This window comes from Streptomyces sp. NPDC040545 (assembly GCF_055595065.1).
In genome coordinates, this window is sequence record NZ_JBVIWA010000014.1 from 119,247 (window position 1) to 144,957 (window position 25,711).

Annotated in this window: 22 protein-coding genes; 13 read left to right on the forward strand and 9 right to left on the reverse strand. The window is 72.8% G+C overall.

Annotated elements, in window-relative coordinates:
• Window positions 1–74 precede the first annotated feature (74 nt).
• The 3 genes from ACZ573_RS25240 to pdhA (ACZ573_RS25250) are packed head-to-tail and all read right to left on the reverse strand — an operon-like array spanning window position 75 to window position 3,682.
• Window positions 75–1,490: a dihydrolipoamide acetyltransferase family protein gene (locus ACZ573_RS25240; RefSeq protein WP_471307795.1), complete on the reverse strand. Its 1,416-nt coding sequence runs from the start codon at window positions 1,488–1,490 to the stop codon at window positions 75–77.
• Window positions 1,491–1,502: 12 nt separating this feature from the next.
• On the reverse strand, window positions 1,503–2,483 hold the full coding sequence (locus tag ACZ573_RS25245) for an alpha-ketoacid dehydrogenase subunit beta (RefSeq protein ID WP_030010542.1): 981 nt from the start codon (window positions 2,481–2,483) through the stop codon (window positions 1,503–1,505).
• Window positions 2,483–3,682 carry a pyruvate dehydrogenase (acetyl-transferring) E1 component subunit alpha gene (gene pdhA / locus ACZ573_RS25250; RefSeq protein ID WP_052870486.1) on the reverse strand — a complete coding sequence of 400 codons (1,200 nt, stop codon included), beginning with the start codon at window positions 3,680–3,682 and terminating at the stop codon, window positions 2,483–2,485. The genes ACZ573_RS25245 and pdhA (ACZ573_RS25250) overlap by 1 nt, the downstream gene beginning before the upstream one ends.
• 327 nt (window positions 3,683–4,009) lie before the next feature.
• Between pdhA (ACZ573_RS25250) and ACZ573_RS25255 the strand changes: the two genes are divergently transcribed.
• Entirely contained in the window at window positions 4,010–4,672 is a 663-nt protein-coding gene (locus tag ACZ573_RS25255; protein ID WP_471307799.1) for a response regulator, read from the forward strand.
• 149 nt (window positions 4,673–4,821) lie between these two features.
• On the forward strand, window positions 4,822–5,238 hold the full coding sequence (locus ACZ573_RS25260) for a pyridoxamine 5'-phosphate oxidase family protein (protein ID WP_382542611.1): 417 nt from the start codon (window positions 4,822–4,824) through the stop codon (window positions 5,236–5,238).
• A 70-nt stretch (window positions 5,239–5,308) separates the two neighbouring features.
• Here the strand turns inward: ACZ573_RS25260 and ACZ573_RS25265 are convergent, their stop codons facing one another.
• The gene (locus ACZ573_RS25265; protein WP_471307803.1) at window positions 5,309–6,919 is read right to left on the reverse strand and encodes a protein kinase domain-containing protein; all 1,611 of its coding nucleotides are present in this window, start codon (window positions 6,917–6,919) and stop codon (window positions 5,309–5,311) included.
• 229 nt (window positions 6,920–7,148) lie between these two features.
• On the opposite strand from ACZ573_RS25265, the gene ACZ573_RS25270 reads away from it, so the two are divergent.
• From ACZ573_RS25270 to ACZ573_RS25315, 10 genes are all read left to right on the forward strand, one after another.
• Window positions 7,149–8,819, forward strand: a complete 1,671-nt coding sequence (locus tag ACZ573_RS25270) for a protein kinase domain-containing protein (protein WP_471307806.1) — start codon at window positions 7,149–7,151, stop codon at window positions 8,817–8,819.
• Window positions 8,820–8,957: 138 nt separating this feature from the next.
• Window positions 8,958–9,503 carry a hypothetical protein gene (locus ACZ573_RS25275; protein WP_471307808.1) on the forward strand — a complete coding sequence of 182 codons (546 nt, stop codon included), beginning with the start codon at window positions 8,958–8,960 and terminating at the stop codon, window positions 9,501–9,503.
• A 95-nt stretch (window positions 9,504–9,598) separates the two neighbouring features.
• On the forward strand, window positions 9,599–10,252 hold the full coding sequence (locus tag ACZ573_RS25280) for a PadR family transcriptional regulator (protein ID WP_471307810.1): 654 nt from the start codon (window positions 9,599–9,601) through the stop codon (window positions 10,250–10,252).
• A 25-nt stretch (window positions 10,253–10,277) separates the two neighbouring features.
• The gene (locus tag ACZ573_RS25285) at window positions 10,278–11,024 is read left to right on the forward strand and encodes an ABC transporter ATP-binding protein (RefSeq protein ID WP_301368810.1); all 747 of its coding nucleotides are present in this window, start codon (window positions 10,278–10,280) and stop codon (window positions 11,022–11,024) included.
• A gap of 101 nt (window positions 11,025–11,125) precedes the next feature.
• Window positions 11,126–13,882 carry an ABC transporter permease gene (locus tag ACZ573_RS25290; RefSeq protein WP_471307989.1) on the forward strand — a complete coding sequence of 919 codons (2,757 nt, stop codon included), beginning with the start codon at window positions 11,126–11,128 and terminating at the stop codon, window positions 13,880–13,882.
• Between the two features lie 107 nt (window positions 13,883–13,989).
• Window positions 13,990–14,529: a bacterial proteasome activator family protein gene (locus ACZ573_RS25295; RefSeq protein WP_030014634.1), complete on the forward strand. Its 540-nt coding sequence runs from the start codon at window positions 13,990–13,992 to the stop codon at window positions 14,527–14,529.
• A gap of 214 nt (window positions 14,530–14,743) precedes the next feature.
• The gene (locus ACZ573_RS25300) at window positions 14,744–15,625 is read left to right on the forward strand and encodes an NTP transferase domain-containing protein (RefSeq protein ID WP_471307813.1); all 882 of its coding nucleotides are present in this window, start codon (window positions 14,744–14,746) and stop codon (window positions 15,623–15,625) included.
• Window positions 15,622–16,944: a molybdopterin molybdotransferase MoeA gene (locus ACZ573_RS25305; protein ID WP_471307817.1), complete on the forward strand. Its 1,323-nt coding sequence runs from the start codon at window positions 15,622–15,624 to the stop codon at window positions 16,942–16,944. The genes ACZ573_RS25300 and ACZ573_RS25305 overlap by 4 nt, the downstream gene beginning before the upstream one ends.
• A complete protein-coding gene (locus tag ACZ573_RS25310) occupies window positions 16,932–18,032 on the forward strand; it encodes a potassium channel family protein (protein WP_471307819.1) in 1,101 nt (366 codons plus the stop codon). Before ACZ573_RS25305 ends, ACZ573_RS25310 begins: the two co-directional genes overlap by 13 nt.
• A 26-nt stretch (window positions 18,033–18,058) precedes the next feature.
• Window positions 18,059–19,036, forward strand: coding sequence for an NAD(P)H-quinone oxidoreductase (locus tag ACZ573_RS25315; protein WP_471307821.1), 978 nt, complete (start codon window positions 18,059–18,061; stop codon window positions 19,034–19,036).
• Between the two features lie 117 nt (window positions 19,037–19,153).
• Here ACZ573_RS25315 and ACZ573_RS25320 read toward each other — a convergent pair whose 3' ends face one another.
• The 3 genes from ACZ573_RS25320 to pdhA (ACZ573_RS25330) are packed head-to-tail and all read right to left on the reverse strand — an operon-like array spanning window position 19,154 to window position 22,637.
• Complete coding sequence (locus ACZ573_RS25320) at window positions 19,154–20,485, reverse strand: dihydrolipoamide acetyltransferase family protein (RefSeq protein WP_471307823.1); 1,332 nt, start codon at window positions 20,483–20,485, stop codon at window positions 19,154–19,156.
• Window positions 20,485–21,453, reverse strand: coding sequence for an alpha-ketoacid dehydrogenase subunit beta (locus ACZ573_RS25325; protein WP_189738634.1), 969 nt, complete (start codon window positions 21,451–21,453; stop codon window positions 20,485–20,487). The genes ACZ573_RS25320 and ACZ573_RS25325 overlap by 1 nt, the downstream gene beginning before the upstream one ends.
• 47 nt (window positions 21,454–21,500) lie before the next feature.
• Window positions 21,501–22,637, reverse strand: coding sequence for a pyruvate dehydrogenase (acetyl-transferring) E1 component subunit alpha (pdhA, locus tag ACZ573_RS25330; RefSeq protein WP_301368823.1), 1,137 nt, complete (start codon window positions 22,635–22,637; stop codon window positions 21,501–21,503).
• 178 nt (window positions 22,638–22,815) lie between these two features.
• Between pdhA (ACZ573_RS25330) and ACZ573_RS25335 the strand changes: the two genes are divergently transcribed.
• Window positions 22,816–23,394 (forward strand): Lrp/AsnC family transcriptional regulator, encoded by a 579-nt coding sequence (locus ACZ573_RS25335; protein WP_471307825.1) that lies wholly within the window; start codon window positions 22,816–22,818, stop codon window positions 23,392–23,394.
• Window positions 23,395–23,488: 94 nt separating this feature from the next.
• Here the strand turns inward: ACZ573_RS25335 and ACZ573_RS25340 are convergent, their stop codons facing one another.
• Together ACZ573_RS25340 and ACZ573_RS25345 are read right to left on the reverse strand one after the other, a co-directional pair.
• On the reverse strand, window positions 23,489–24,076 hold the full coding sequence (locus ACZ573_RS25340; protein WP_301368825.1) for a TetR/AcrR family transcriptional regulator: 588 nt from the start codon (window positions 24,074–24,076) through the stop codon (window positions 23,489–23,491).
• Window positions 24,073–25,626, reverse strand: a complete 1,554-nt coding sequence (locus ACZ573_RS25345) for a 3-hydroxyacyl-CoA dehydrogenase (RefSeq protein WP_471307828.1) — start codon at window positions 25,624–25,626, stop codon at window positions 24,073–24,075. The genes ACZ573_RS25340 and ACZ573_RS25345 overlap by 4 nt, the downstream gene beginning before the upstream one ends.
• Window positions 25,627–25,711 lie beyond the last annotated feature (85 nt).

The following is a 25,711-nucleotide window of genomic DNA, read 5'->3' on the forward strand; positions in this document are numbered from 1 at the left end:
GGTCGGTTCCAGACATGCCGATGGCCGGCCTCCGCGGGGGAGACCGGCCATCGGGTGGGACGTCCTACGTGCCGCTACGACCAGGTGACCAGGCGGCGGGGGTGTTCCAGGACCGCCGCGATGTCGGCCAGGAACCGGGAGCCGAGCTCGCCGTCGATGAGACGGTGGTCGAAGGACAGCGCCAGGGTGGTGACCTGACGCGGCTTCACCTTGCCCTTGTGGACCCACGGCTGGAGCTTGATCGCGCCGACCGCGAGGATCGCGGACTCGCCGGGGTTCAGGATCGGCGTACCGGTGTCGACGCCGAAGACGCCGACGTTGGTGATGGTGATCGTGCCGTTCTGCATGTCCGCCGGGGAGGTCTTGCCGTCACGGGCCGTGGCGACCAGCGAGGACAGGGACTCCGACAGCTCGCCGAGGGTCTTGGCGTGCGCGTCCTTGATGTTCGGGACGATCAGCCCGCGCGGGGTGGCCGCCGCGATGCCCAGGTTGACGTAGTGCTTGAGCACGATCTCCTGGGCCGCCTCGTCCCAGGACGCGTTGACGTCCGGGTTGCGGCGGATGGCCACCAGCACGGCCTTGGCGATGAGCAGCAGCGGGTTGATCCGCAGCCCCGCGAGGTCCGGGTCGGCCTTGAGCTCCTGGACCAGCTTCATCGTGCGCGTCACGTCGAAGGTGATGAACTCGGTGACGTGCGGCGCGGTGAAGGCCGAGCCGACCATGGCCTGCGCGGTGACCTTGCGGACGCCCTTGACCGGGATACGGGTCTCCCGCGCCGAGGCGTCGGCCGCGGGGGCCGCGGCCACCGCGGCGGGCGCGGCCACAGCGGCCGGAGCCGCCGCGGGCGCGGCGGCCTGCGGGGTGATCGCCGCGGCGGCCGCGGCGTGCACGTCCTCCCGGGTCACGACCCCGCCGTCGCCGGTGGGGACCACCGAGGCCAGGTCGATGCCGAGGTCCTTGGCGAGCTTGCGCACCGGCGGCTTGGCCAGCGGCCGCTCACCGCCCGGCTGCGCCGGGACGGCGGGAAGCGGCGCCGGTGCGGCCGGAGCCGCCGGAGCGGGCGCGGCCGCCGGGGCCGCCGTGCCGTTCTGTGCGGCCACGGCGGGCGCCGGGGCGGCCTTGCGCGGGCGGCGCTTGGTGGAGGACTCGGAGACCCCGTAGCCGACCAGGACGGGCTGGCGGGCGGCCGGGGCCGCCTCGGCGGCGGCCGGAGCGGCCACCTCCTGGACGGGGGCCGCGGCCTCCGCCTCGCCGGTCTGCACCGAGATGATGACCTGGCCGACGTCGACCGTGGTGCCCTCCTCGAAGAGGAGCGCGTGCACGACACCGTCGAACGGGATCGGCAGTTCCACGGCGGCCTTGGCCGTCTCGACCTCGCAGACGACCTGACCGTCGGTGACCGTGTCACCGGGCTGGACGTACCACTTGAGGATCTCGGCCTCGGTGAGGCCCTCGCCCACATCGGGCATCTTGAATTCGCGGATGGTCATGACGCGGGTCTCCTAGTACGCCAGCGAGCGGTCGACGGCGTCGAGCACCCTGTCCAGGCCGGGCAGGTACTCGTCCTCCAGGCGGGCCGGCGGGTACGGGGCGTGGAAACCGCCCACGCGCAGGACCGGCGCCTCCAGGTGGTAGAAGCACCGCTCCGTGATGCGGGCGGCGACCTCCGCGCCCACGCCGAGGAAGACCGGCGCCTCGTGGACGACCACGAGCCGGCGGGTCTTCTCGACCGAGGCCTGGATCCCGTCGAAGTCGACCGGAGACATCGAGCGCAGGTCGAGGACCTCCACCGACTTGCCCTCCTCGGCGGCCGCGGCCGCGGCCTCCAGGCAGACCTTCACCATCGGGCCGTAGGCGGCCAGGGTGACGTCCGAGCCCTCGCGGCTCACGCGCGCCTTGTGCAGCTCACCGGGGATGGCGTCGAAGTCGACCTCACCCTTGTCCCAGTAGCGGCGCTTCGGCTCGAAGAAGATCACCGGGTCGTCGCTGAGGATTGCCTGCTGGAGCATCCAGTAGGCGTCGCTGGCGTTCGAGGGGGAGACCACCTTGAGACCCGGCACGTGCGCGAAGAGCGCCTCGGGGGACTCGCTGTGGTGCTCGACCGCGCCGATGCCGCCCGCGTACGGGATGCGCACGACGACGGGCATCTTGACCTTGCCCAGGGCGCGCGCGTGCATCTTCGCGAGCTGCGTGACGATCTGGTCGTACGCGGGGAAGACGAACCCGTCGAACTGGATCTCCACGACCGGCCGGTACCCGCGCAGGGCCAGGCCGATGGCGGTGCCGACGATGCCCGACTCGGCGAGCGGGGTGTCGATGACCCGCTCCTCGCCGAAGTCCTTCTGCAGGCCGTCGGTGATCCGGAAGACACCGCCCAGCTTGCCGACGTCCTCACCCATGATCAGGACCTTGGGGTCCTGCTCCAGGGCCTTGCGCAGCGACTCGTTGAGCGCCTTAGCGATCGACATCTTCTCGACAGCCATCAGTGACCCTCCTCGAAGGACGCGAGGTAGGCGGCGAACTGGGCGCGCTCCTCGTCGACGAGCGCGTGCCCGTCCGCGTAGACGTTCTCGAAGATCGCCATGGTGTCCGGGTCGGGCATGGCGCGCACGGCCTCGCGCACGCGCTTGCCCATGGCCTCGCTCTCGGCCTCCAGCTCCGTGAAGAACGCCTCGTCGGCGCCCCCGGTGGCCAGCAGGTGGGCCTTCAGGCGCAGGATCGGGTCCTTGGCCTCCCAGGCCGCCGTCTCCTCGTCCCGCCGGTACTTCGTCGGGTCGTCGGAGGTGGTGTGCGCGCCCATGCGGTACGTGAACGCCTCGACCAGGGTCGGGCCCTCGCCGCGGCGGGCGCGGTCCAGGGCCCAGCGGGTCACGGCCAGGCAGGCCAGCACGTCGTTGCCGTCGACGCGGACGCCCGGGAAACCGAAGCCCTGCGCGCGCTGGTAGAGCGGCACGCGCATCTGGCGCTCGGTCGGCTCGGAGATCGCCCACTGGTTGTTCTGGCAGAAGAACACCACGGGGGAGTTGTAGACGGCGGAGAAGGTGAACGCCTCCGCGACGTCACCCTGGCTGGACGCGCCGTCACCGAAGTAGGCGATGACCGCGGAGTCCGCGCCGTCCTTGGCGACACCCATCGCGTAACCGGTCGCGTGGAGCGTCTGCGAGCCGATGACGATCGTGTAGAGGTGGAAGTTGTTGGTGTTCGGGTCCCAGCCGCCGTGGTTCACGCCGCGGAACATGCCGAGCAGGTTGGTCGGGTCGACCCCGCGGCACCAGGCCACGCCGTGCTCGCGGTACGTCGGGAAGACGTAGTCGTCGTCGTTCAGCGCCCGGCCGGAGCCGATCTGCGCGGCCTCCTGGCCGAGGAGCGAGGCCCACAGGCCCAGCTCGCCCTGACGCTGCAGGGCGGTCGCCTCACCGTCGAACCGACGGGTCATGACCATGTCGCGGTACAGCCCGCGCAGGTCCTCGGTGGTGATGTCGGCGACGAAGGGGGCGAACTCGGCGTTCTCCGCGTTGTCGACGCGGTCCCCTTCGGGCGTCAGCAGCTGTACGAGCTGAGGTACGACATCCTGCGTCTGCGCGGTGGCAGCGGCGGGCTTGGCGGCGCTCGCCGCGCCTGCCGCCCGCTTGGTGCCGCTGCTGCGTCGCGGCTTGCGCGCGGCAGTGCTCTCCACGGTCACGTGTGCTCCTCCGTCGGTCCGGCACCCGGGTTCTCCGGGGTCCAGTGCGGCTCACCTGTATCCGTAACGAGCGCACGGGGTGGGTGCGCTTCGCGTACGGGGATTCAGGCGTGACAGGTGCCCCGGCGAGTGCCCTGCGCAATGCACGTTACCCAGTGCGCCGCATAACTGCGAAACCCCGTTTGACCTGCGTTTTTGCTTGGATTTCCTAGTAAAAACGCAGCAACGGGAACAACCACTGGTCACAGCCTTGCAGGGGCCGGGAACAACGGCACGTTATCCCGGGTAACTCCGGCAGGGAAGGGGTGAGTGTGTGAAACTGACTTCGTGCGCGAAGACGGAAAAATCAAGGTATTCCTCCTGGACGACCACGAAGTGGTACGCCGGGGCGTCCACGAGCTCCTGTCGGTCGAGGACGACATCGAGATCGTCGGCGAGGCCGGTACCGCGGCCGATGCCCTGGTCCGCATCCCCGCCACCCGTCCCGATGTGGCCGTCCTCGACGTCCGGCTCCCGGACGGCAGCGGTGTGGAGGTCTGCCGCGAGGTGCGCTCGCAGGACGAGGACGTCAAATGCCTGATGCTGACCTCCTTCGCGGACGACGAGGCGCTGTTCGACGCGATCATGGCCGGCGCCTCCGGTTACGTGCTCAAGGCGATCCGCGGCAATGAGCTGCTGAGCGCCGTGCGCGACGTCGCCGCCGGCAGGTCGCTGCTGGACCCGGTCGCCACCGCCCGCGTGCTGGAGCGGCTGCGCGACGGCGGCAGGAGCGGCAGCGGCGACGACCGCCTGGCCCACCTCACCGAGCAGGAGCGCAAGATCCTCGACCTGATCGGCGAGGGCCTGACCAACCGCGTCATCGGCGAGCGGCTGCACCTGGCCGAGAAGACCATCAAGAACTACGTCTCCAGTCTGCTCTCCAAGCTGGGCATGGAGCGGCGCTCGCAGGCCGCCGCCTACGTGGCCCGCCTGCAGGCCGAGCGGCGCTGACCCCCGCGCGCACGCCCGTCACGCAGGGTGACGCCCCGGCGGCGGTACGGGTTCCACGGGGCCGGGCGTTCCCTTCGGGACCAACGTCCCAGGCCCTCGGGGCGGGCTGCTCTTCCCCGGCGGGGTGTCCGTGGCCGAGAGTGGACGCCATGTCCCCCGAGGAACTCCACGCCGTCGAACTGCTGCGCCGGGTGCCGTACGGCCGCGTGGCCACGAGCATGCGCGCGCTGCCCTTCCTCGCGCTCGCCCGCCATATCGTGGTGGACGGCAGGGTGATCTTGAGAATGCATTCCGGTTTCGGTTACCACCAGGCCTGCAACGGCAGTGTGGTGGCCTACGGGGCCGACAATTCCCATGCGCCGGACCCCGAGCTCTGGTCGGTCCAGTTCACCGGAACGGCGCAGGTCACCGAACCCACCAACGCCGAACTGGAGCTCTTCGGCCCGGTTCCGCATTTCATCGACGGCCAGGTCTTCGACCCCGTCTACATGCGGATAGAACCCCAGTTCGTCACCGTGCACTCACTGGCCCGGAATCCGGACCGGGAGTACCAGTACGCGCTCTGACCCACGCTCACCCGGATACGGGGACGGGCCCGGCGGAATTGATTCCGCCGGGCCCGTCCCCGTATCCGTCTCACTCCTCCGAGTTGGCGCCGCCACCGCCCGGGCCACCGGCGCCGCCGGCCGTCTCCGTGGGCTTGGTCGGCGGCGTCGTCGCGGGCTTCGTCGGCGGGGTCGTCGAGGGCTTCGTCGACGCCGAGCTGCTCGGCGAGGCCGAACCCGTCGGCGTGTGCGTCGCGGTGGCCGTCGGCGTCGGGCTGAAGCTCTGCGTCCGGCTGCGCGTCGGCTGGGGCGAATTATCGCTGGTGGGCGGGGTGTTGTCCTGGGTCTGCGGCGGCGGGGTGAGGTTCGGGGAGGCCGACTTGCTCGGCTGGTCGCCCGGCGTGGTCTGGGTGGTCTCGGGCTTCTTCTTGTCACCCTGGCCCACGGTGTTGACGGCGTAGGCCACACCGCCCATCACCGCGACGATCGCGAGGACCGCGAACAGCCACGCCTTCCAGCGGTTGCCGCTGCCGCCGTGGTCGTCGTAGCCGTCGTATCCGTCGTAACCACCGTTGCCGGCCGGGCCGTGGCCACCGGGGAAGGCCGAGCCGTCGTCCGGGTTCAGCGACGGCACCATCGGCTGCTGGAACTGCGAGGTCGAGGCGTGCGCCCCGTACTGCTGGCCGCCGGTCCCGCTCACGGGCATGGCCGTGGTGGGGGCGGCACCGCCCCGCCCGTGCGGCAGGGACATGGTGACCGGGCCGGTGCTCCAGGTGCCGGTGTTCGGCCCCTGGTCGTGCAGCATCTGGAGCGCGTACTGCACCAGCCCGCGCATCTCCTCGGCGCTCTGGAACCGGTCGTCCGGATCCTTGGCGAGGGAGCGCATGACCAGGCCGTCGAGCTCCTGCGGGAGGTGACGCCCCTCCGGCAGCTGCGAGGGCGGCACCGGCGCGTCCTGGACGTGCTGGTAGACCACCGAGAGGGGGGTCTCGCCGGTGAACGGGGGACGCAGCGCCAGCAGTTCGTAGAGCAGACAGCCGGTCGCGTACAGGTCGGAGCGGTGGTCGACGGCCTTGCCGAGGGCCTGCTCGGGCGACAGGTACTGCGGGGTGCCCATGACCATGCCGGTCTGGGTCATCGTCGACTGGGCGCCGTGCAGGGCGCGGGCGATGCCGAAGTCCATCACCTTGACCGCGCCGGTCTCGGTGATGATGACGTTCGCGGGCTTGATGTCGCGGTGCACGATGCCGTGCTGGTGCGAGTACGCGAGGGCTTCGAGCACGCCCGAAGTGATGATGAGCGCCTGCTCGGGGCCCGGGGCCTCGGCGCTGAGCAGGAGGTCGCGGATGGTGCGGCCTTCGACGAGCTCCATGACGATGTACGGGACGGTGTTCGGGCCGACCCGGTCCTCGCCCGAGTCGTACACGGCGACGACGGCGTGGTGGTTGAGTCCGGCGACGGACTGCGCCTCGCGCGTGAAGCGGGCCTTGGACACCGGGTCCTCGGCAAGGTCCGCGCGGAGCAGCTTCACGGCGACGGTGCGGCCCAGCCGGACGTCCTCGGCCGCGAACACCTCGGCCATGCCGCCGCGGCCCAGCCGGTGCGTCATCCGGTAACGGCCGTCTCCCACCAGGCCGCCGGCGCCCCAGTGCTCAGGACCATCGGTCATCCCGGCGCCGTTTCCATCGGGTTCGGGTGCCATCAGTCCTCGCCGTCGTATCTCTCGGCCGCCGCTCAGCGGTCGTCCTCTTCGTCGGTGCTCCGGTGAACGCTACAGCCTCGGAACCGGTCACCGTTCGGACAAGGCTGCCTGTGCGCGTGTGGTCACGGAACGGGCACCTGGCTTGACGTGTGCTTGCCCTCGGGCAGACTGGGCGCCATATGCGCCCGGCCAGCGGCGTGGGGACACATCCCGAGGGGAAGCAACAGTCATGAGCCAGGACGGCACTCAGGGCCAGTACGCGGGCGGCTCTCTGGCCGGTGGCCGTTACCAGCTAAGGGACTTGCTGGGTGCGGGCGGCATGGCGTCCGTGTACCTGGCGTACGACTCGGCCCTCGACCGGCAGGTCGCCATCAAGACGCTGCACAGCGACCTCGGCCGCGAGCAGTCCTTCCGCGAACGGTTCCGCCGCGAGGCCCAGGCTGTAGCGAAACTGTCGCACACGAACATCGTCTCGGTGTTCGACACCGGCGAAGGCGAAGTGACGTTCGGCGGCGGCGGCGCCGCGGGCGACGGCGCGGTGATGCCCTACATCGTCATGGAGTACGTGGAGGGCCGGCCGCTGGGCTCGGTGCTGGAGGAGGACATCCGCCTGCACGGGGCCATGCCGGCGGACAAGGCGCTGAAGGTGACGGCCGATGTGCTGGCCGCCCTGGAGACCAGCCACGAGATGGGGCTCGTCCACCGCGACATCAAGCCCGGCAACGTCATGGTGAACAAGCGCGGCGTGGTCAAGGTGATGGACTTCGGCATCGCCCGCGCCATGCAGTCGGGGGTGACCTCGATGACGCAGACCGGCATGGTCGTCGGCACCCCCCAGTACCTCTCGCCCGAGCAGGCACTGGGGCGCGGGGTCGACGCCCGTTCCGACCTCTACTCGGTCGGCATCATGCTGTTCCAGCTGCTGACCGGGCGGATCCCGTTCGACGCGGACTCGCCGCTGGCCATCGCGTACGCCCACGTGCAGGAGGAGCCGGTCGCCCCGTCGTCCATCAACCGGTCGCTGACCCCGGCGATGGACGCGCTGGTGGCACGGGCCCTGAAGAAGAACCCGAACGAGCGTTTCCCCACGGCCGCGGCCATGGGCGACGAGGTCGCTCGCGTGCTGGGCGCCGGGCAGACCGGAGCGCCGGTCATCGTCCAGGGCCAGGGGCCCCTGAGCAGTGGCGCGGGCGTGGCCTCGGCCGTGTTCCCGCCGGTGGAGTCCGGGTACCAGGCGCCCCCGCAGTCGGTGCAGCAGCCGTACCAGGCGCCGCACACCCCGCCGCCGGCTCCGTACGCGCCGACGCCGGCCCCCCAGCACGCGCAGGGCGGCTACGCCTACCCGCACACGCCCCCGCCGCAGCAGCAGTACGCGCCGCAGACCCCGCCGCCGTACACGATCTCCCCGACGGGCACGCCGTCCGCGGCGGGCTCGTCCGCGGCGGCCGGTGACGGCAAGCGGAACATGCCGGTGGTGGTGGGCGCGATCGCGGTGGCGCTGCTGGCCGTGGGCGGTCTGATCGCGTCGATCGCGATGAACGGCGACGACGACAAGGGCACCACGGCGGACCCGCAGAACTCCGCGTCCGCGTCGGCCTCCGCGAAGGCCGGGTTCAAGGGGCCCGACCTCACGCGCACGATCGACAAGAAGAAGTGCACGGAGCCGGTCAAGCACTACAGCGAGGCCGGGAAGTACTCGGCGCCGGACCTCAAGTACAAGAACCTGCTCTCCGTGAAGGAGTGCATCCAGGCCTCGGGCGGCCGGTACAAGATCGTGCCGAAGGACGAGGCCGTGTACGGCAAGGACACGGTGCTGTTCCAGTCCCCGGCCGCCGGCGAGAAGATCGACAAGGAAGGCACGGAGTACACGCTGACCGTGTCGACCGGCAACCCCGAATAAGCGCAGATCCGACACACCGGCATCCCGGACACCCTGATGGGGCGTCCGGGATGCCGCTTTTGCCCCACTATGTAAATCTGGGCGCATATCTCTGACGCGCAGCGAGCAGCTCGTGGCTCGGGACGGGAGGGGCTCGCCGTGATCCAAGGCTTCCGCCCGCCGCACTGGCTGGCCTGCGCGGCCCTGGCCGCCGCGGCGCTCGCGCCCACCGCTTCCGCGTCCGCCGGCCCCTACCTCACCCCGGCCCGGCAGGTCGCCGTGCCCGCCGCGCCCGCCGCGCCCGCCGTGCCCGCCGCGCCCGCCGTGCCCGCCGCGCCCGACGACCCCTACGAGGAGCTGGCCGGAAGCCTCGCCGGCGTCGGGCGCGAGCACCCCGGACGGCCGGTCGGCGAGCCCGCCAACCCGGAGCTGACGGTGGCCTCCCGCCCGCTGCCGGCCCGCCCGCGTACCGAGCCGGGCGAGCCCGTCGAGCCCTCCGCGCCCACCGCCACAGCCCCGCGGCGTCGGCCGACGGCCGCCGTCGCCGCCCCGAGCCCGCCGCCGGCCGTGGTCACCGCCCTCGACACCGGGACCAACGACCGGGCCGCCGACCTGGCCGCGCACATACTGCCGCTCGGCACCGGATTCGCCCTGATGGGCCTCGGTCTCGGCTACCTCGGGATGCGTCTGCGCCGGGGGATGTGAGCGGCCCGGACCTCCCGCCGCGGGGGCCGTCCCCCTTGCGGCGTACATCTCAGGACGGTTGCCGGACATGAACATACTCGGTATACATACCGAGTATGTCGATCCGTCACGGGCTACTCGCCCTGCTGGAACGGGGTCCTCGGTACGGCTCCCAGCTGCGCACCGAGTTCGAATCCCGCACCGGCTCCACCTGGCCCCTCAACGTCGGGCAGGTGTACACGACCCTCGCCCGTCTCGAACGGGACGGCCTCGTCGCCCCCGGCGGCGAGGACGCCGCCGGCCACACCCTCTACGCCATCACCGACGCCGGGCGCACCGAGCTGCTCGAGTGGTACGAGCGGCCCGTCGACCGGGCCAACCCGCCCCGCGACGAGCTGTCCATCAAGCTCGCCATGGCCGTGGGCGCCCCCGGCGTGGACATCCGCTCGGTCATCCAGTCCCAGCGGCACGCCACGATCAAGGCGATGCAGGACTACACCCGGCTCAAGGCCACGGCGCTCGCCGCGGTCGAGAGCGGCCGGTCCCGCGAACGCGACGACGTGGCCTGGCTGCTCGTCCTGGAACAGCTGATCTTCCAGACCGAGGCCGAGGCCCGCTGGCTCGACCACTGCGAAGCCCGGCTCGTCCGGCTCTCCCTGCCGGCCGACCGGAGAGCCGCCGAACCCGAACGACCCCAGGCCGACACAGCCGGGACCCCGGCCCCGACCACCACCACCCCGCCCCGTACCGCTCGTACGCGCCGTGGCTGAACCACCGTTCCAGGGGGGACACTCCATGCCTGACCAGCCCCAGTCCCAGCAGCCCGTACTGCAGTTGGACCGACTCGTCCGCACGCACGGCAGCGGCGCCACCGAGGTGCACGCCCTCCGCGGGATCGACCTCTCCGTCTTCCCCGGCGAACTCGTCGCCGTCATGGGTCCTTCCGGCTCCGGCAAGTCCACGCTGCTCACCCTCGCGGGCGGCCTCGACACCCCGAGCAGCGGCCGGGTGATCGTCGAGGGCACCGACATCACCGCGGCGAGCCGCAAGCAGCTGGCCGCCCTGCGCCGCCGCAGCATCGGGTACGTCTTCCAGGACTACAACCTGATACCGGCCCTCACCGCCGCCGAGAACGTGGCGCTGCCCCGGGAACTCGACGGGACCTCCGCCCGCAAGGCCCGCGCCTCCGCGCTCGCCGCACTCGAGGAGATGGGCCTCGGCCAGCTTGCCGACCGCTTCCCCGACGAGATGTCCGGCGGCCAGCAGCAGCGCGTGGCCATCGCCCGCGCCCTCGTCGGCGACCGCCGCCTGGTCCTCGCCGACGAGCCGACCGGCGCCCTCGACTCCGAGACCGGCGAGTCCGTCCTCGCCCTGCTGCGCGCCCGCTGCGACGCGGGCGCCGCCGGGATCCTCGTCACGCACGAGCCGCGCTTCGCCGCCTGGGCCGACCGCGTGGTCTTCCTGCGCGACGGCAGCGTGGTCGACGAGACCCTGCGCAGCCACGCCGACTCCCTCCTCTCCGGGCAGGCGGCCGGCCAGTGACCTCTCCGCTCCAAGGCTGGTACCACTCCTGGGTCGCGGCGCTGCGCATAGCCCGCCGCGACGCCTGGCGCGCCAAGGGCCGCAGCGCCCTCGTCCTCGCGATGCTCGCCCTGCCGATCGTCGGGGTGAGCGCCGCCGACCTCACGCTGCGCAGCGCCGAACTCTCCCCCGAGCAGTCGCTCACCCGGATGCTCGGCGCCGCCGACGCCCGGGTGAGCCACTCGCACATGTCCGGGGCCATCAACCAGAGCCCCGACGGCACGTCCTCCGCGCCCGTCGGCGGCTACAAGAACTTCGACCCCTCGAAGTCCCCGCGGGAGAAGCCGGCACCGGTGGAGGCCGCGCTCCCGCCCGGGGCCCAGGTCCTCAAGGACACCGGCGGCTACGCCAAGGTCCGCACCACGCACGGGCTGCTCGACACCCGCCTGCGCGAACTCGACACGCACAGCCCCCTGGTGAAGGGCGTGATCACGCTTGACCGCGGCCGGCTGCCCGAGAGCTCGGGCGAGGTCATCGCCACCCAGGCCTTCCTGAGGGACTCCGGCCTGTTCGTCGGCTCGTCGGTCACCCCGCGCGGCGCCACCTCCCCGTACAAGATCGTCGGCGCCTACGAGCTGCCGGACGAACTCGAACGTCCCGAGATCGTCGCCCCGCCCGGGACGCTGATCGCCCCGCTGAACAAGGCGGTGGCGGACTCCGGCGGCCGCGCGGTGTCCCCCGACGACACCTACCTGGTCAAGGTCGGCGGCGCGGGTGTCACCTGGGACGCCGTCAAGGCGGCCAACGCCAAGGGCCTGGTCGTCATCTCGCGCGCCGTCATCCTCGACCCGCCCGCCGACTCCGAGGTCCCGCTCTACCAGGACGAGCCGAAGGCCATGTTCGAGCGCGATGGCAACAGGGTCGTCGAAATGGCCATCCTGGCCACCGTCGCGGGCCTGGCCATGCTGGAGATCTGCCTGCTCGCCGGACCGGCCTTCGCGGTCGGCGCCCGCCGCTCGCGCCGCCAGCTCGGCCTGGTCGGTGCCAACGGCGGCGACCGGCGCCACATCCGCTCCATCGTGCTCTCCGGCGGCCTGGTCCTCGGCGCCGTGGCCGCCGTGACCGGCACCGTCATCGGCGTCCTGCTCACCGTCCTCCTGCGGCCGGTGCTGGAGGAGACGCTCGGCAACCGCTTCGGCGGCTTCGACTTCCGCCCCCTGGAACTGGCCGGCATCGCCCTGCTCGCCGTGATCACCGGCCTGCTGGCCGCGATCGTCCCCGCCGTCACCGCCTCCCGGCAGACCGTGCTGGCCTCGCTGACCGGCCGCCGCGGCATCCGCAAGGCCAACCGGGTGCTGCCCGTCCTCGGCCTGATCGCCGTCGCCGCCGGCGCCGCGATCGCCCTCTACGGCACCACCTCGCGGCTCGGCAGCACCGTCGTGGCGGGCGGCAGCGCCCTCGCCGAACTCGGCATCGTCGCCCTGACCCCGGTCCTGGTCGGCCTGTTCGGCCGGCTCGGCCGGTGGCTGCCGCTGTCGCCGCGGCTCGCACTGCGCGACGCCGTACGCAACCGCGGGCGTACGGCCCCCGCCGTGGCCGCCGTCCTGGCCGCCGTCGCCGGAACCGTCGCCGTCGCGACGTACGAGCAGAGCAACGACGTCCAGATGCGCCAGGAGTACCGGGCCGACCTGCCGCACGGCACCGGGCTGCTGGTGGCCCACGAGAACGGCGAGTACAAGGAGGTGCCCGCCCTGCGCGAGGCCCTCGCCAAACAGCTGCCGCTGACGCAGCGGGCGGACTTCGAGCGGCTCGTCGTCGGCAAGCCGGAGTGCGAGTCCTCCGCCTCGGAACCCGGCTGCGGCCGCGTCGAGGTCATCACGCCCAAGGAGCAGCGCTGCCCGCTCTACGAGGACGCCAAGGGCGGCGATTCGCTCCCGCTGGAGCGGCAGAAGGAACTGCGCCAGGACTGGCGCTGCCAGGAGTCCCGGTACGGCACGCAGTACCCCGTCCTCGTCGGCGACGAGAAGGTGCTGAGCGTGCTCGCGGTCACCGACCCGGGCTCCGTGGCCGCCCTCAAGGCCGGCCAGGCCGTCTCCTTCGACAAGCGCCAGGTCAAGGACGGCAAGCTCACCCTGCGAGTCATCACCGACCCGGGGGCGAACGGCATCATGCGCGGGCACTACGACGAGACGCCCGGTGAGGACAAGGTCCTCCCCGTCCACCAGGCACCCGACTCGGCCGTGGGCTGGGGCGTCGAGCTGATCCTGCCGCCCTCGGCCGTCAAGGCTGCCGGACTGGCCACCGCGCCCGTGGGCTCGTACTTCAGCCTCGACGGGATCCCGACCAGCGAGCAGCGCCAGAAGTTGGACGGGGAGATCGACCGGATGGGCTTGGAGACCTCCCTGCGCATCGAGAAGGGCTACGAGGGCGACAACAGCCTCGCCATGCTCGCCCTCGCCATCTTCGCGGGGATCGTCACCATCGGCGCGGCCGGCATCGCCACCGGGCTGGCCCAGGCCGACGCCGAAGCCGACCTGAAGACACTGGCCGCGGTGGGCGCCGCGCCGCGGGTACGGCGGACGCTCAGCGGCTTCCAGTGCGGGGTGGTCGCCCTGATGGGCGTCGTCCTGGGCTCGGCCGCCGGAATCCTGCCCGCCATCGGCCTGCGCCTGACGGAGCAGCGGGTGGCCGAGACGCTCCGCCAGGAGTCGATCGAGCAGGGCTTCACGCCGGTGACGGAAGCGGTGCCGTTCGTGCCGATCTCCGTGCCGTGGGAGACCCTCGGCGGGCTGCTCGTCGTGGTGCCGCTGGGCGCGGCCCTGCTGGCGGCCCTGGTCACCCGCTCCAGCGGCGCGCTGGCCCGCCGGGCCGCGGGGTAGGGCCACAGGCCGGGACCGGTGCCACGCTTGGTGCCCCCGTACAGGGTGGATCACGACTGTACGGGGGCACACCGTGTGAGTACGGAGGTGTGCGAGAGAATGACGGCATGGAGATGCCGAGGAGTGAACGGTCGCAGGACAGCCCCCCGCACGTCCTGATCGTGGGACAGGACGGGACGGCGGTCGGCGACGCCGATGACGAGTCGCGCGAGGTCCCGGTGACGGAAATGGTCGAACAGCCCGCCAAGGTCATGCGGATCGGCAGCATGATCAAGCAACTCCTGGAAGAGGTACGTGCCGCGCCTCTCGACGAGGCGAGCCGGGTCCGGCTCAAGGACATCCATGCCGCCTCGGTCAAGGAGCTGGAGGACGGCCTGGCTCCGGAGCTCGTGGAGGAACTGGAGCGCCTGTCGCTCCCGTTCACCGAGGAGGCCATCCCCTCCGAGGCTGAACTGCGGATCGCCCAAGCCCAGTTGGTGGGCTGGCTGGAAGGCCTCTTCCACGGCATCCAGACGGCCCTGTTCGCACAGCAGATGGCGGCGCGGGCCCAGTTGGAGCAGATGCGCCGCGCCCTCCCGCCGGGCGGGCCGCACGACGACGACGAGGACGGCGGCCACGGCGCGATCCGCTCGGGCCCCTACCTCTAGCCCTCCGGCGGACAGCAGAAAAGCGGGCCCGGCCCACGCCCCGCGGGCGCGGCCGGGACCCGCTTCCGCCATATTCAGCCCCGCCGGCGTTCGAGGCGCGGGGGTCCGGGGGCAGCGCCCCCGGCAACGGCGCCGCACCCGACGTCCGGCACGCGGGTGGGCCCCGGGAAGTCCGGCTCCCGGCCAGGGACATGGCCGCCGCATACTCAAGGGCATGAGCTACGACGCGATCGTGCTGGCCGGCGGCGCCGCCCGGCGACTCGGCGGGGCCGACAAGCCCGCGCTGAGCGTCGGCGGCCGCGCACTCCTCGACCGCGTCCTCGACGCCTGCCCGGACGCCCGGACCACCGTCGTGGTCGGCGGTCGCCGCCCCACCGCGCGCCCGGTCCGCTGGACCCGCGAGGACCCGCCCGGCGGCGGCCCCGTGGCCGCGCTGGACGCCGGGCTGCGCCGGACCACCGCCGAGCAGGTCCTCGTACTCTCCGCCGACCTGCCGTTCCTCGACCGGGAGACCGTACGGGCCCTGCTGGAGGCCCCGTCCGCGCCCGCGGCCCCCGGCGCGGACGGGGCGATGCTGCGCGACCCCGACGGCCGGGACCAGCCGCTGGTCGCCGCCTACCGGGCCGAGCCGCTGCGCCGCGAGATCGCCCTGCTCGCCGCCGAGCACGGCACCCTCACCGGGCTCCCGCTCCGTGCCCTCACCGCCGAGCTGGACCTCGCCCGCGTCACGTCACGGCCACTCGCCTCCTTCGACTGCGACACCTGGGACGATCTCGCCGCCGCCCGCGCCAGGATCAGGGAGCATGGAAGCGTGCTGGACCAATGGATCACCGCCGTCAAGAGCGAACTGGGCATCGACCTCCCCGTCGACACCAAGACCCTGCTCGACCTCGCCCGGGACGCCGCCCACGGCGTCGCCCGGCCCGCCGCCCCGCTGACCACCTTCCTGGTCGGCTACGCGGCCGCCCACGCCGCCGCCACCGGCGCCGACCCCGCCCAGGCCGTCGCCGAGGCCTCACGCAAGGCGGCCGACCTGGCGCTGCGGTGGGCCGACGAGGCGGCAGCCGACACCTCAGAACAGAACGGCTCCGGATGACCCCCACGAACTCCGCCGACCAGGCCCTCGACGAGGCCCTGGCTCTGGTCAGCCGCGCCCGGGACGGCGGAACGGGCGGCGCGGGCGGCGGCGCGGGCGGCCACCGCGCGTCCGGCTGGCAGCGGGCCCGGGACACCGCCGCCCACGCCGGGAGCAGGGTGCGGCCCCGCACCCACCGCGTGCCCCTCGCGGATGCCCTCGGCGAGGTCCTGGCCACCCCCCTGGACGCGCTGACCGACCTTCCGTCCTTCGACACCTCCGCCATGGACGGCTGGGCCGTCGCGGGCCCCGGACCCTGGAGCGTGCGCGCCGGCGGCGTCCTGGCCGGCTCCGAACGGCCGGAGCCCCTCACCGACGGCGTGGCCGTACGGATCGCCACCGGCGCCCGGATCCCCGCCGACGCCACCGCCGTCATCCGCAGCGAGCACTGCCGCGAGGCCGGCACCCAGCTCTTCGCCGACCGGCCCGTCCTCACCGGCCAGGACATCCGCCCGCGGGGCCAGGAGTGCCGCTCCGGCGACCTGCTGCTGCCCGCCGGCTCCCTGGTCACCCCGGCCGTGCTGGGGCTCGCCGCGGCCGCCGGGTACGACGGGCTGACCACCCGGCCCCGCCCCCGCGTGGAGATCCTGGTGCTCGGCGACGAGCTCCTCACCGAAGGCCTCCCGCACGAGGGGCTGGTCCGCGACGCCCTCAGCCCCATGCTCGGGCCCTGGATGGAGCGCCTCGGCGCCGAGGTCATCGGCACGCGGCGGCTCGGCGACGACCCGGCGGGGGCCGCGGCCCTGCTGGAGGCCGTCACCACGAGCACCGCCGATGTCCTCGTCACCACGGGCGGCACCGCCTCCGGACCCGTCGACCACGTCCACCCGGTGCTGCGCGAGGCCGGCGCCGAACTGCTGGTCGACGGGGTGGCGGTGCGCCCCGGGCACCCCATGCTGCTGGCCCGCGTCGGGTCCGGGACCCCCGACGGGGACTCGGTGCGCCATGTGGTCGGACTGCCCGGCAACCCGCTGGCCGCCGTCTCGGGGCTGCTGACCCTCGGCGAACCCCTGCTGCGCGCCCTCGCGGGCCGCCGCAGGCGCCCCCGCTACACGGCGCCGGTGCAGGGCGACGTGCCCGGCCACCCGTACGACACCCGGCTGGTCCCGGTCGTGCTGAGCGACGAGCACGCGGTGCCGCTGCGCTACCACGGACCTGCGATGCTGCGCGGTGTGGCCGCCGCCGACGCGCTGGCCGTCGTACCGCCCAAGGGCGCGCGGTCCGGGCAGGAACTGGAGATCCTCGATCTGCCCTGGGCTTCTGGAGGATGTTTCACGTGAAACTGCACGGCCAGGACTCCATGGCCCGCGGCGCCGACGAGAAGCTCGTCTCCCGGCGCATCAAGCTGCCCAGACGCGTCGTCGAGGCTCCGCTGAGCCAGGTGGGCAAGCGTCTGCTGATGGCCCTGTTCGTGCTCTTCCTGACGGTCTTCGTCGTGTGGCTGGACCGCGACGGCTACCACGACAACGCGAACGAGCAGGTCGATCTCCTCGACTGCTTCTACTACGCGACGGTGACGCTGTCCACGACCGGTTACGGCGACATCGTGCCGTACAGCGACACCGCACGACTGATCAACATCCTGGTGATCACGCCGCTGCGCGTGCTGTTCCTGATCATCCTGGTCGGTACCACCCTGGAAGTCCTGACGGAACGGACGAGGGAAGAGTGGCGGCTCAAGCGCTGGAGGAAGAACTTGCGTGAGCACACGGTCGTCGTCGGTTTCGGCACGAAGGGCCGCTCGGCCCTTCTGACGCTGCTGGCCACCGGCCTCTCCAAGGAACAGGTCGTCATCGTCGACCCCAGCGCCAAGGTGATCGACACGGCCAACGCGGAGGGGTTCACGGGCGTGGTCGGCGACGCCACCCGCTCCGACGTCCTGCTCCGCGCCGAGCTGCAGAGGGCCCGTCAGATCGTCATCGCCACCCAGCGGGACGACACGGCGGTCCTGGTCACCCTGACCGCCCGGCAGCTCAACCGGGGGGCGAAGATCGTCGCGGCGGTGCGCGAGGAGGAGAACGCCCCGCTGCTGCGCCAGTCCGGCGCGGACGCGGTCATCACGAGCGCGAGCGCGGCCGGCCGGCTGCTGGGCCTCTCGGTGCTCAGCCCGAGCGCGGGCACCGTGATGGAGGACCTGATCCAGCAGGGCAGCGGCCTCGACCTCATCGAACGTCCCGCCCGCAAGGCCGAGGTCGGCAAGTCGGTACGGGAGACCGAGGACCTGGTGGTGAGCGTGGTGCGCGGGCACCGGCTGCTCCCGTACGACGATCCGCACGCGAGCCCCATCCAGCTGACGGACCGTCTCATCACCATCGTGCGGGCGGCGCCGCCGACTTCGCCGCCGGTGCGGCTGGGTCCTGCCGAGTAGCCGCGCCGTGGCGTAGCCTCCGGGCCATGCATGCGATCACCATCGAGCAGCCCGGCGGCCCCGAGGCCCTGGTCTGGGCCGACGTACCCGATCCGGTGCCGGGCGAGGGCGAGGTCCTCGTCGAGGTCGCGGCGAGCGCCGTGAACCGCGCCGACGTACTCCAGCGACAGGGGTTCTACGATCCGCCGCCCGGCGCCTCGCGCCATCCGGGGCTGGAGTGCTCCGGGCGGATCGCCGCCCTGGGGCCGGGGGTGTCCGGCTGGTCCGTGGGCGACGAGGTGTGCGCCCTGCTGGCGGGCGGCGGGTACGCGGAGCGGGTGGCCGTGCCGGCGGGACAGCTGCTGCCGGTTCCGGCGGGAGTGGACCTGGTGACGGCGGCCGCGCTGCCCGAGGTCGTCACGACCGTGTGGTCCAACGTGTTCATGGTGGCGGGGCTCCGCCCCGGCGAGACCCTTCTGGTGCACGGCGGGTCCAGCGGGATCGGGACCATGGCGATCCAGCTGGCGAAAGCGGTGGGCGCGACGGTCGCCGTGACGGCGGGCGGCCCGGAGAAACTGGCGCGCTGCAAGGAGCTGGGCGCGGACATCCTGATCGACTACCGCGAGCAGGACTTCGTGGCCGCGCTGCGCGAGGCGACGGGCGGGGCCGGGGCGGACGTGATCCTGGACATCATGGGCGCGAAGTACCTCGCGCGGAACGTGGCCGCCCTGGCCGTGAACGGGCGGCTCGCGGTGATCGGGCTCCAGGGCGGGGTGAAGGCCGAGCTGAACCTCGGCGCGCTGCTGGCCAAGCGGGCGGCGATCACCGCCACCTCGCTGCGCGCCCGCCCGCTGGAGGAGAAGGCGGCCATCGTCGCCGCCGTACGCGAGCACGTGTGGCCGCTGCTGGCCGCGGGACGGATCCGCCCGGTGGTCCACGCGACGTTCCCCATGCGGGATGCCGCCGAGGCCCACCGGGTCCTGGAATCCAGCGCCCACGTGGGCAAGCTGCTGCTCACGGTGTGAGCCCCGGGGCTCCGCCCCGGACCCCGCGCCTCAAACGCCGGCGGGGCTGGATTTCCAGCCCGTCCGGCGTTTGAGGACCGGGTCCGGGCAGAGCCCGGGCAACGGCGCGGCGCCGAGCTACAGGCTGCGCAGCAGGACCGCGGGGGATTCGACGCAGTCCGCGACGTAGCGGAGGAAGCCGCCCGCCGTGCCGCCGTCGCAGACCCGGTGGTCGAAGGTCAGCGACAGCTGGACGACCTTGCGGACCGCCAGCTGACCCTCGTGGACCCACGGCTTGTCGATGATCCGGCCCACGCCCAGCATCGCCGCCTCGGGGTGGTTGATGATCGGCGTGGAGCCGTCGACCCCGAACACCCCGTAGTTGTTCAGGGTGAAGGTGCCGCCGGTCAGATCGGCCGGAGCCAGCTTCCCGGCCCGGGCCAGCTCGGTCAGCCGGGCGAACTCCGCCGACAGGGACTCCGGGTTGCGGTGCTGCGCGTCCCGGACCACCGGGACCACCAGGCCCCGCTCGGTCTGCGCGGCGAAGCCCAGGTGCACCGACGGGAGCCGGACGATCTCCTTGGCCGCGAGGTCCACGGTGGAGTTGAGCTCCGGGTACCGGGCCAGGGCGGCCGTGCAGATCCGGGCCAGCAGCGCGAGCACCGAGATCTTGGGTCCGCCCACGGCGTTCATCGCGGCCCGGGCGGCCATCAGCTCGGTGGCGTCCGCGTCGACCCAGCAGGTGGCGTCCGGGATCTCCCGGCGGCTGCGCGACAGCTTCTCGGCGACCGCCCCGCGCACCCCCTTGAGCGGGATCCGCTCGCCCTGTGCCGACACCGCCGCCGGCGGCGCCACCGCGGCGGCGGCCGGGGCCGGCCCGGGCGCCCGCAGCGCGGCCAGCGCCGCCTCTACGTCGGCCCGCAGGATCAGCCCCTCGGGCCCCGACCCCCGCAGCGCGCGCAGATCGACCCCGCCGTCCTTGGCCAGCTTGCGCACCAGCGGCGAGATCACGGGAACCGGCCCGGCAGGAGCCACCGGGACCGCCGGGGCCGCGGCCGGAACCGGGGCCGCGGCGGGGGCCGAGACCGCGGCGGTGACGGGTCGCACCCGTCGCCGACGCGCCGGACGCGAGCGGTCCTCGCCGTAGCCGATCAGGGGCCGGGGCACGTTGCCGGAGCCCTCGGCCTCGGCCGCCTGCGCGGCCGGGGCCTCCGGGAGCGACGCCGCCCCCACCGCCACGGTGATCAGCGGTGCTCCGACGGGCAGTTCCGTGCCCTCCTCCCCGAACCGGGCGGTGACCACACCGCCGTAGGGGCACGGAACTTCCACCATCGCCTTGGCCGTCTCGACCTCGACCACCGGCTGGTCGATGGCGACGACATCGCCCACCGCGACCAGCCAGCGGACGATCTCGGCCTCGGTCAGGCCCTCCCCGAGATCGGGAAGCTTGAATTCCATTACCTGCGGCATCAGTTCTCCCACTGCAGGCGGGCCACGGTGTCCAGGATCCGGTCCACACCCGGCAGGTGGTGCTTCTCCAGCATCGGCGGCGGGTAGGGGATGTCGAAGCCCGTCACCCGCAGCACCGGCGCCTCCAGGTGGTGGAAGCACCGCTCGGTGACCCGGGCGGCGATCTCCGCGCCCGGTCCGCCGAAGCCGCCGGCCTCGTGGACCACCACCGCGCGCCCGGTGCGGCGTACGGACTCCACGACCGTGTCCTCGTCGAAGGGGACCAGCGAGCGCAGGTCGACGACCTCCAGGTCCCAGCCCTCCTCGCGCGCCGCCTCGGCCGCCTCCAGGCACACCGGCAGCGAGGGCCCGTAGGTGATCAGGGTCGCGCTCGTGCCGGTCCGCCGGACCAGCGCCTTCCCGATGCCCGGCACGGCCGCCGGTGCCTCGGGCCGCCAGTCGGCCTTCGACCAGTAGAGCCGCTTCGGCTCCAGGAAGACCACCGGGTCGTCGCTCGCGATCGACGCGCGCAGCAGCCCGTACGCGTCCTCGACCGTCGCCGGGGTCACCACGTGCAGGCCGGGCGTGGCCACGTAGTACGCCTCGGAGGAGTCGCAGTGGTGCTCCACGCCGCCGATCCCGCCGCCGTACGGCACCCGGATGGTGATCGGCAGCGGCATCGCGCCGCGGGTGCGGTTGCGCATCTTCGCCACGTGCGAGATCAGCTGCTCGAATGCCGGGTAGGCGAAGGCGTCGAACTGCATCTCCACCACCGGCCGCAGCCCGTACATGGCCATGCCGACCGCCGCTCCCAGGATTCCCGCCTCCGCGAGCGGGGTGTCCGTGCAGCGCTCCTCGCCGAACTCCTTCGCGAGGCCGTCCGTGATCCGGAAGACCCCGCCCAGCGTCCCGACGTCCTCGCCCATCACGTGGACCGTCGGGTCCTCGGCCATCGCGTCGCGCATCGCCCGGGTCAGGGCCTGCGCCATCGTCGCGGGCTTGGCCCCCGACTTCGCGGACTTCGCCGCCACCGTCGTCACGCCTGGTCCTCGGCTTCCAGCTCTGCGCGCAGCATGGCCGCCTGCTCCCGCAGCCGGTCCGTCTGCTCCGCGTACACGTGCGCGAACAGGTCCATCGGGTCCACCACCGGGTCCGCGTTCATCCCCTCGCGGAGCGCCGCGGCCATCGCCTCGGCGTCGTCGCGCACCGCCTGGATCGCCGCCTCGTCGATGATCCCGCGGGCGGTCAGCTCCCGCTCCAGCAGCTCGACGGGGTCGTGCGCCTTCCAGGCCTCGACCTCGGCGTCACCGCGGTAGCGGGTCGCGTCGTCGGCGTTCGTGTGGGCCTCCATGCGGTACGTGACGGCCTCGATCAGGGTCGGACCACCACCCGCCCGGGCCCGGCGGACCGCCTCGGTCAGCACCTCGTGCATGGCGGCGATGTCGTTGCCGTCGACCAGCCGGCCGGGCATCCCGTACCCCACGGCCTTGTGGGCCAGCGTCGGGGCGGCGGTCTGCTTGGCGAGGGGGACGGATATCGCGAAGCCGTTGTTCTGCACGAGGAAGACCACCGGGGCCTGCCAGACGGCGGCGAAGTTCAGTGCCTCGTGGAAGTCGCCCTCGCTGGTGCCGCCGTCGCCGACCATGGCGAGGGCGATGACGTCGTCGCCGCGCAGCCGGGCCGCGTGCGCCAGGCCCACCGCGTGCGGCAGCTGGGTGGCGAGCGGGGTCGAGAGCGGGGCTATGCGGTGCTCGCGCGGGTCGTATCCGGTGTGCCAGTCGCCGCGCAGCAGGGTCAGGGCCTGTACGGGGTCCAGTCCGCGCGCCACGGCCGCCAGGGTGTCGCGGTAGCTCGGGAACAGCCAGTCCTGGTCCTCCAGGACCAGTGCGGCCGCGATCTCGCAGGCCTCCTGGCCGACGGTGGAGGGGTACACGGCGAGCCGGCCCTGCTTGGTGAGCGCCGTGGCCTGGGCGTTGTAGCGCCGGCCGCGCACCAGCTCGGCGTAGCAGCGGCGCATCAGCTCCGGATCGAGCCGGTCCGCCGCCTCGGTGCCCAGCACCCGGTAGGGCTCGGGGTCCGGAAGCAGCGGCGCGGCGTCCGTGCGGGGGCTCCAGGCGGGCGGCTGGGTGGAACGGTGGGACGCACCGGCACCGGGCAGCTCTTGGACCGTCATGGCGGCGTACACCTCCTCGTGGGAAGCGGGCAGGGGGTGCCCCGGGTGTGAGGCCCCTCACCTACCGATTGTTCGGTTGTCTGCGCAATTTGGCTACAGGCGGCTCCAGGCTGTGGACAAACGGGCGCCGGGGCCCTGGGATGGATGCAGGACGTCCAGGAGAGGGAGGCATCGGGCAATGCCGGATGAACAAATGGCCGGAACGGGTTCCGCACCGGCCTCGCCGGGAGGCGCCCCGGGAGCCACTTCAGGCCCGCCCGTCGCACCCCGCCCCCTGGATCCGATCGACCGGTCGATCATGCGGCTGCTCCAGGCGGACGGCCGCGCGTCGATACGGTCGGTGGCGGAGCAGGTGCACGTCTCGCGGGCGAACGCCTACGCCCGGATCAACCGGCTCATCGACGACGGGGTGATCCGCGGGTTCACGGCCCGCGTCAACCACGAACGCGCAGGCCAGGGCGCGTCCGCCTACATCACCCTGAAGATCGTCCAGAACTCCTGGCGCACGGTCCGCGAGCAGCTGCGCGAGCTCCCCGGCGCGGCGCACATCGCGCTGGTCAGCGGCGATTTCGACGTCCTGCTGCTGGTGCACACCCCGGACAACCGGACCCTGCGCGAGCTGGTCCTGACCCGGCTCCAGGCCATCCCGGAGGTCCTCTCGACGCGCACCCTGCTGGTCTTCGAGGAAACGGATCTGCTGGACACCGGCCCTGGCCCGGGCGGCGGCGCCCCGACGATCGCCGAGGACGCCCTTTAGGCGGGTTCTCGGCCCTCCGGGTGCGACCGGGTACGACAGCGCCCCCGGTGCGGCCGGTACGGCCGTTCCGGGGGCGGTCGGATGCCCGGAGGGGTCAGCGGGCGGTGCGCAGGCCGTCGAAGGCGAGGTGGACCACCGCGTCGGCGAGCTGGGCGTGGCCGTCGCCCGGGTGCGGGCGGTACCACTCGACCAGGGAGTTGACCATGCCGAAGAGGAGCCGGGTGGCGAGGCGTATGTCCACGTCGGCCCGCAGATCGCCCTCCGCGGCGGCGGCCCCCAGCAGGTCCGCGACCTGGTGGTCGAACTCGCGGCGGCGTTCCAGCGCCCAGCGCTCGGTCCGGGTGTTGCCGCGTACGCGCAGCAGCAGCGTCACGTAGGGCAGCTCGCCGACCAGCACCTCGACCGTGCGGCGCGTGACGTACTCGACGCGCTCGACCGCCCGGCCGCGCACCGCGCCCGGCTCCTCCAGGATCCCGAAGAGCCCGTCGAGGGCACGGCTCACGGCCCGCCGCAGCAGTTCCTCCTTGCCGGCGACGTGGTGGTAGATCGAGGACTTCGAGATGCCCGCGGCCTTGGAGAGGTGCTCCATCGAGGTGCCGTCGTAGCCGCGCTCGTTGAAGACCTGGACGGCGACCGACAGCAGTGTCTCGGGGGTGTACGTGTCCCGCTTGGCCGTCGTCATTCGTTCTCCCCCGTGTCGTCCTGGTCGCACTGGTCGCCCTGGTCGCCGCCGGCGTCGTCGCCGTCCTCGTAGCCCAGTTTGAACAGGGCGAGGGAGGGGGCGTAGCGCCCGCCGGGGACGCGTTCGTCGAGGTTGTGCAGCAGGTCGTAGGCCCAGTCGCGGCCGAGCCGGTCGTGCCATTCGGCCGGCCCCAGCGGGTAGTTGACGCCCAGCCGCATCGCCGTGTCGATGTCCTCGGCGGAGGCGGCCCCCCGGGCGACCGCGTCGGCCGTCAGGTCGATCAGCATCGCGACGGTCCGCGCGACGATCATGCCGGGGACGTCGCCGATCACGGAGACCTGCTTGCCCAGCTTCTGGAAGAGGCCGACCGCCTCGGCGACGGTCCGCTCGCTGGTGTCCTGGCTCGCGGAGAGCGCGATCCGGGTGGCGCCGCGGTAGTCGAGGGCGAGGTCGAAGTAGACGACGTCCGCGAACTCCACCGAGGTCTTGCCGTCCGCGAGGACCAGCTGGCCCTCGCCGGGGAGCTGGATGTACGGGCCGCCCTGTTCGGTGGCCGCGACCGCGATCCCGGCCTCCTCCAGCAGCTCCACCAGGCCGGCGGCCGGGCCGAGGTCGCCGACGACGGTGACCTTCGCAGGGGCCTGCTCGGGCGCGGCGGTGTGCGGGAGCACGGGCTCGGCGTCCGGACCGTACGGGTACCAGCCGTGCCCGTTCTTGCGGCCGAGGCGGCCCGACTGGACCAGGCGGCGCTGGGCGAGGGAGGGGGTGAACTTCGGGCTGCGGAAGAAGGACTCCCACACCGAGCGGGTCACGGCCTCGTTGACGTCCTGGCCGATCAGGTCGGTCAGCTGGAAGGGGCCCATCTTGAAGCCGCCGCTCTCGCGGAGCACGGCGTCGATGGTGGCCGGGTCGGCGCCCTGCTCCTCGTACACCGCGAAGGCCTCGGCGTAGAAGGGGCGCGCGATCCGGTTGACGATGAAGCCGGGGGTGTCGGCGCAGCGGACCGGTGTCTTCCCCCAGCCGAGGACGGTGCGGTACGCGCGCTCGGCGGCGGCCGGGTCGGTGGCGAAACCGCTGACCACCTCGACGAGCGGGAGCAGCGGGGCCGGGTTGAAGAAGTGCAGGCCGAGGAAGCGGCCGGGGTGCGCGAGCCCGGCGGCGAGCTCGGTGACCGAGAGGGAGGAGGTGTTGGTGGCCAGCAGGGCGTCCGGCGCGACCACCTCTTCGAGGGCGGCGAAGAGCGTCTGCTTCACGGTGACGTTCTCGACCACCGCCTCGATGACCAGGGCGGCCCCGGCGAGGTCCGCGAGGTCGCCGGCCGATGCGATCCGGCCGATCGCCTCCTCGGCCTCGGCGCGGTCCAGCCGGCCCTTGGCGGCCATCCGGTCGATCCGGTCCTGGACGAAGCCGACGCCGTCGGCGGCGAGCGCGGCGTTGATGTCGTAGATCAGCACGCGGTGACCTGCCAGAAGGGCGACCTGGGCGATGCCCTGCCCCATGGTGCCGGCGCCGACGACCGCCACAGTGCGGGACCGCTCGATTGCTGTCATGCCCTGATCCTCCCGCACACACTTGTCCACAGGTCCGCCGGGCCCTCTTGTCCCGACCGATCGTTCGGTTACTCTAACTCCAGTC

What these genes read in the sequence shown, in the direction of transcription:
- ACZ573_RS25240 (WP_471307795.1), bottom strand. Translation starts at nt 1,490, where the DNA reads ATGACCATCCGCGAATTCAAGATGCCCGATGTGGGCGAGGGCCTCACC.
- ACZ573_RS25245 (WP_030010542.1), bottom strand. Translation starts at nt 2,483, where the DNA reads ATGGCTGTCGAGAAGATGTCGATCGCTAAGGCGCTCAACGAGTCGCTG.
- ACZ573_RS25260 (WP_382542611.1), top strand. Translation starts at nt 4,822, where the DNA reads ATGTCCCCCGAGGAACTCCACGCCGTCGAACTGCTGCGCCGGGTGCCG.
- ACZ573_RS25265 (WP_471307803.1), bottom strand. Translation starts at nt 6,919, where the DNA reads ATGGCACCCGAACCCGATGGAAACGGCGCCGGGATGACCGATGGTCCT.
- ACZ573_RS25270 (WP_471307806.1), top strand. Translation starts at nt 7,149, where the DNA reads ATGAGCCAGGACGGCACTCAGGGCCAGTACGCGGGCGGCTCTCTGGCC.
- ACZ573_RS25280 (WP_471307810.1), top strand. Translation starts at nt 9,599, where the DNA reads ATGTCGATCCGTCACGGGCTACTCGCCCTGCTGGAACGGGGTCCTCGG.
- ACZ573_RS25285 (WP_301368810.1), top strand. Translation starts at nt 10,278, where the DNA reads ATGCCTGACCAGCCCCAGTCCCAGCAGCCCGTACTGCAGTTGGACCGA.
- ACZ573_RS25290 (WP_471307989.1), top strand. Translation starts at nt 11,126, where the DNA reads ATGCTCGCCCTGCCGATCGTCGGGGTGAGCGCCGCCGACCTCACGCTG.
- ACZ573_RS25295 (WP_030014634.1), top strand. Translation starts at nt 13,990, where the DNA reads ATGGAGATGCCGAGGAGTGAACGGTCGCAGGACAGCCCCCCGCACGTC.
- ACZ573_RS25300 (WP_471307813.1), top strand. Translation starts at nt 14,744, where the DNA reads ATGAGCTACGACGCGATCGTGCTGGCCGGCGGCGCCGCCCGGCGACTC.
- ACZ573_RS25305 (WP_471307817.1), top strand. Translation starts at nt 15,622, where the DNA reads ATGACCCCCACGAACTCCGCCGACCAGGCCCTCGACGAGGCCCTGGCT.
- ACZ573_RS25310 (WP_471307819.1), top strand. Translation starts at nt 16,932, where the DNA reads ATGTTTCACGTGAAACTGCACGGCCAGGACTCCATGGCCCGCGGCGCC.
- ACZ573_RS25315 (WP_471307821.1), top strand. Translation starts at nt 18,059, where the DNA reads ATGCATGCGATCACCATCGAGCAGCCCGGCGGCCCCGAGGCCCTGGTC.
- ACZ573_RS25320 (WP_471307823.1), bottom strand. Translation starts at nt 20,485, where the DNA reads ATGCCGCAGGTAATGGAATTCAAGCTTCCCGATCTCGGGGAGGGCCTG.
- ACZ573_RS25325 (WP_189738634.1), bottom strand. Translation starts at nt 21,453, where the DNA reads ATGGCGCAGGCCCTGACCCGGGCGATGCGCGACGCGATGGCCGAGGAC.
- pdhA (WP_301368823.1), bottom strand. Translation starts at nt 22,637, where the DNA reads ATGACGGTCCAAGAGCTGCCCGGTGCCGGTGCGTCCCACCGTTCCACC.
- ACZ573_RS25335 (WP_471307825.1), top strand. Translation starts at nt 22,816, where the DNA reads ATGCCGGATGAACAAATGGCCGGAACGGGTTCCGCACCGGCCTCGCCG.
- ACZ573_RS25340 (WP_301368825.1), bottom strand. Translation starts at nt 24,076, where the DNA reads ATGACGACGGCCAAGCGGGACACGTACACCCCCGAGACACTGCTGTCG.
- ACZ573_RS25345 (WP_471307828.1), bottom strand. Translation starts at nt 25,626, where the DNA reads ATGACAGCAATCGAGCGGTCCCGCACTGTGGCGGTCGTCGGCGCCGGC.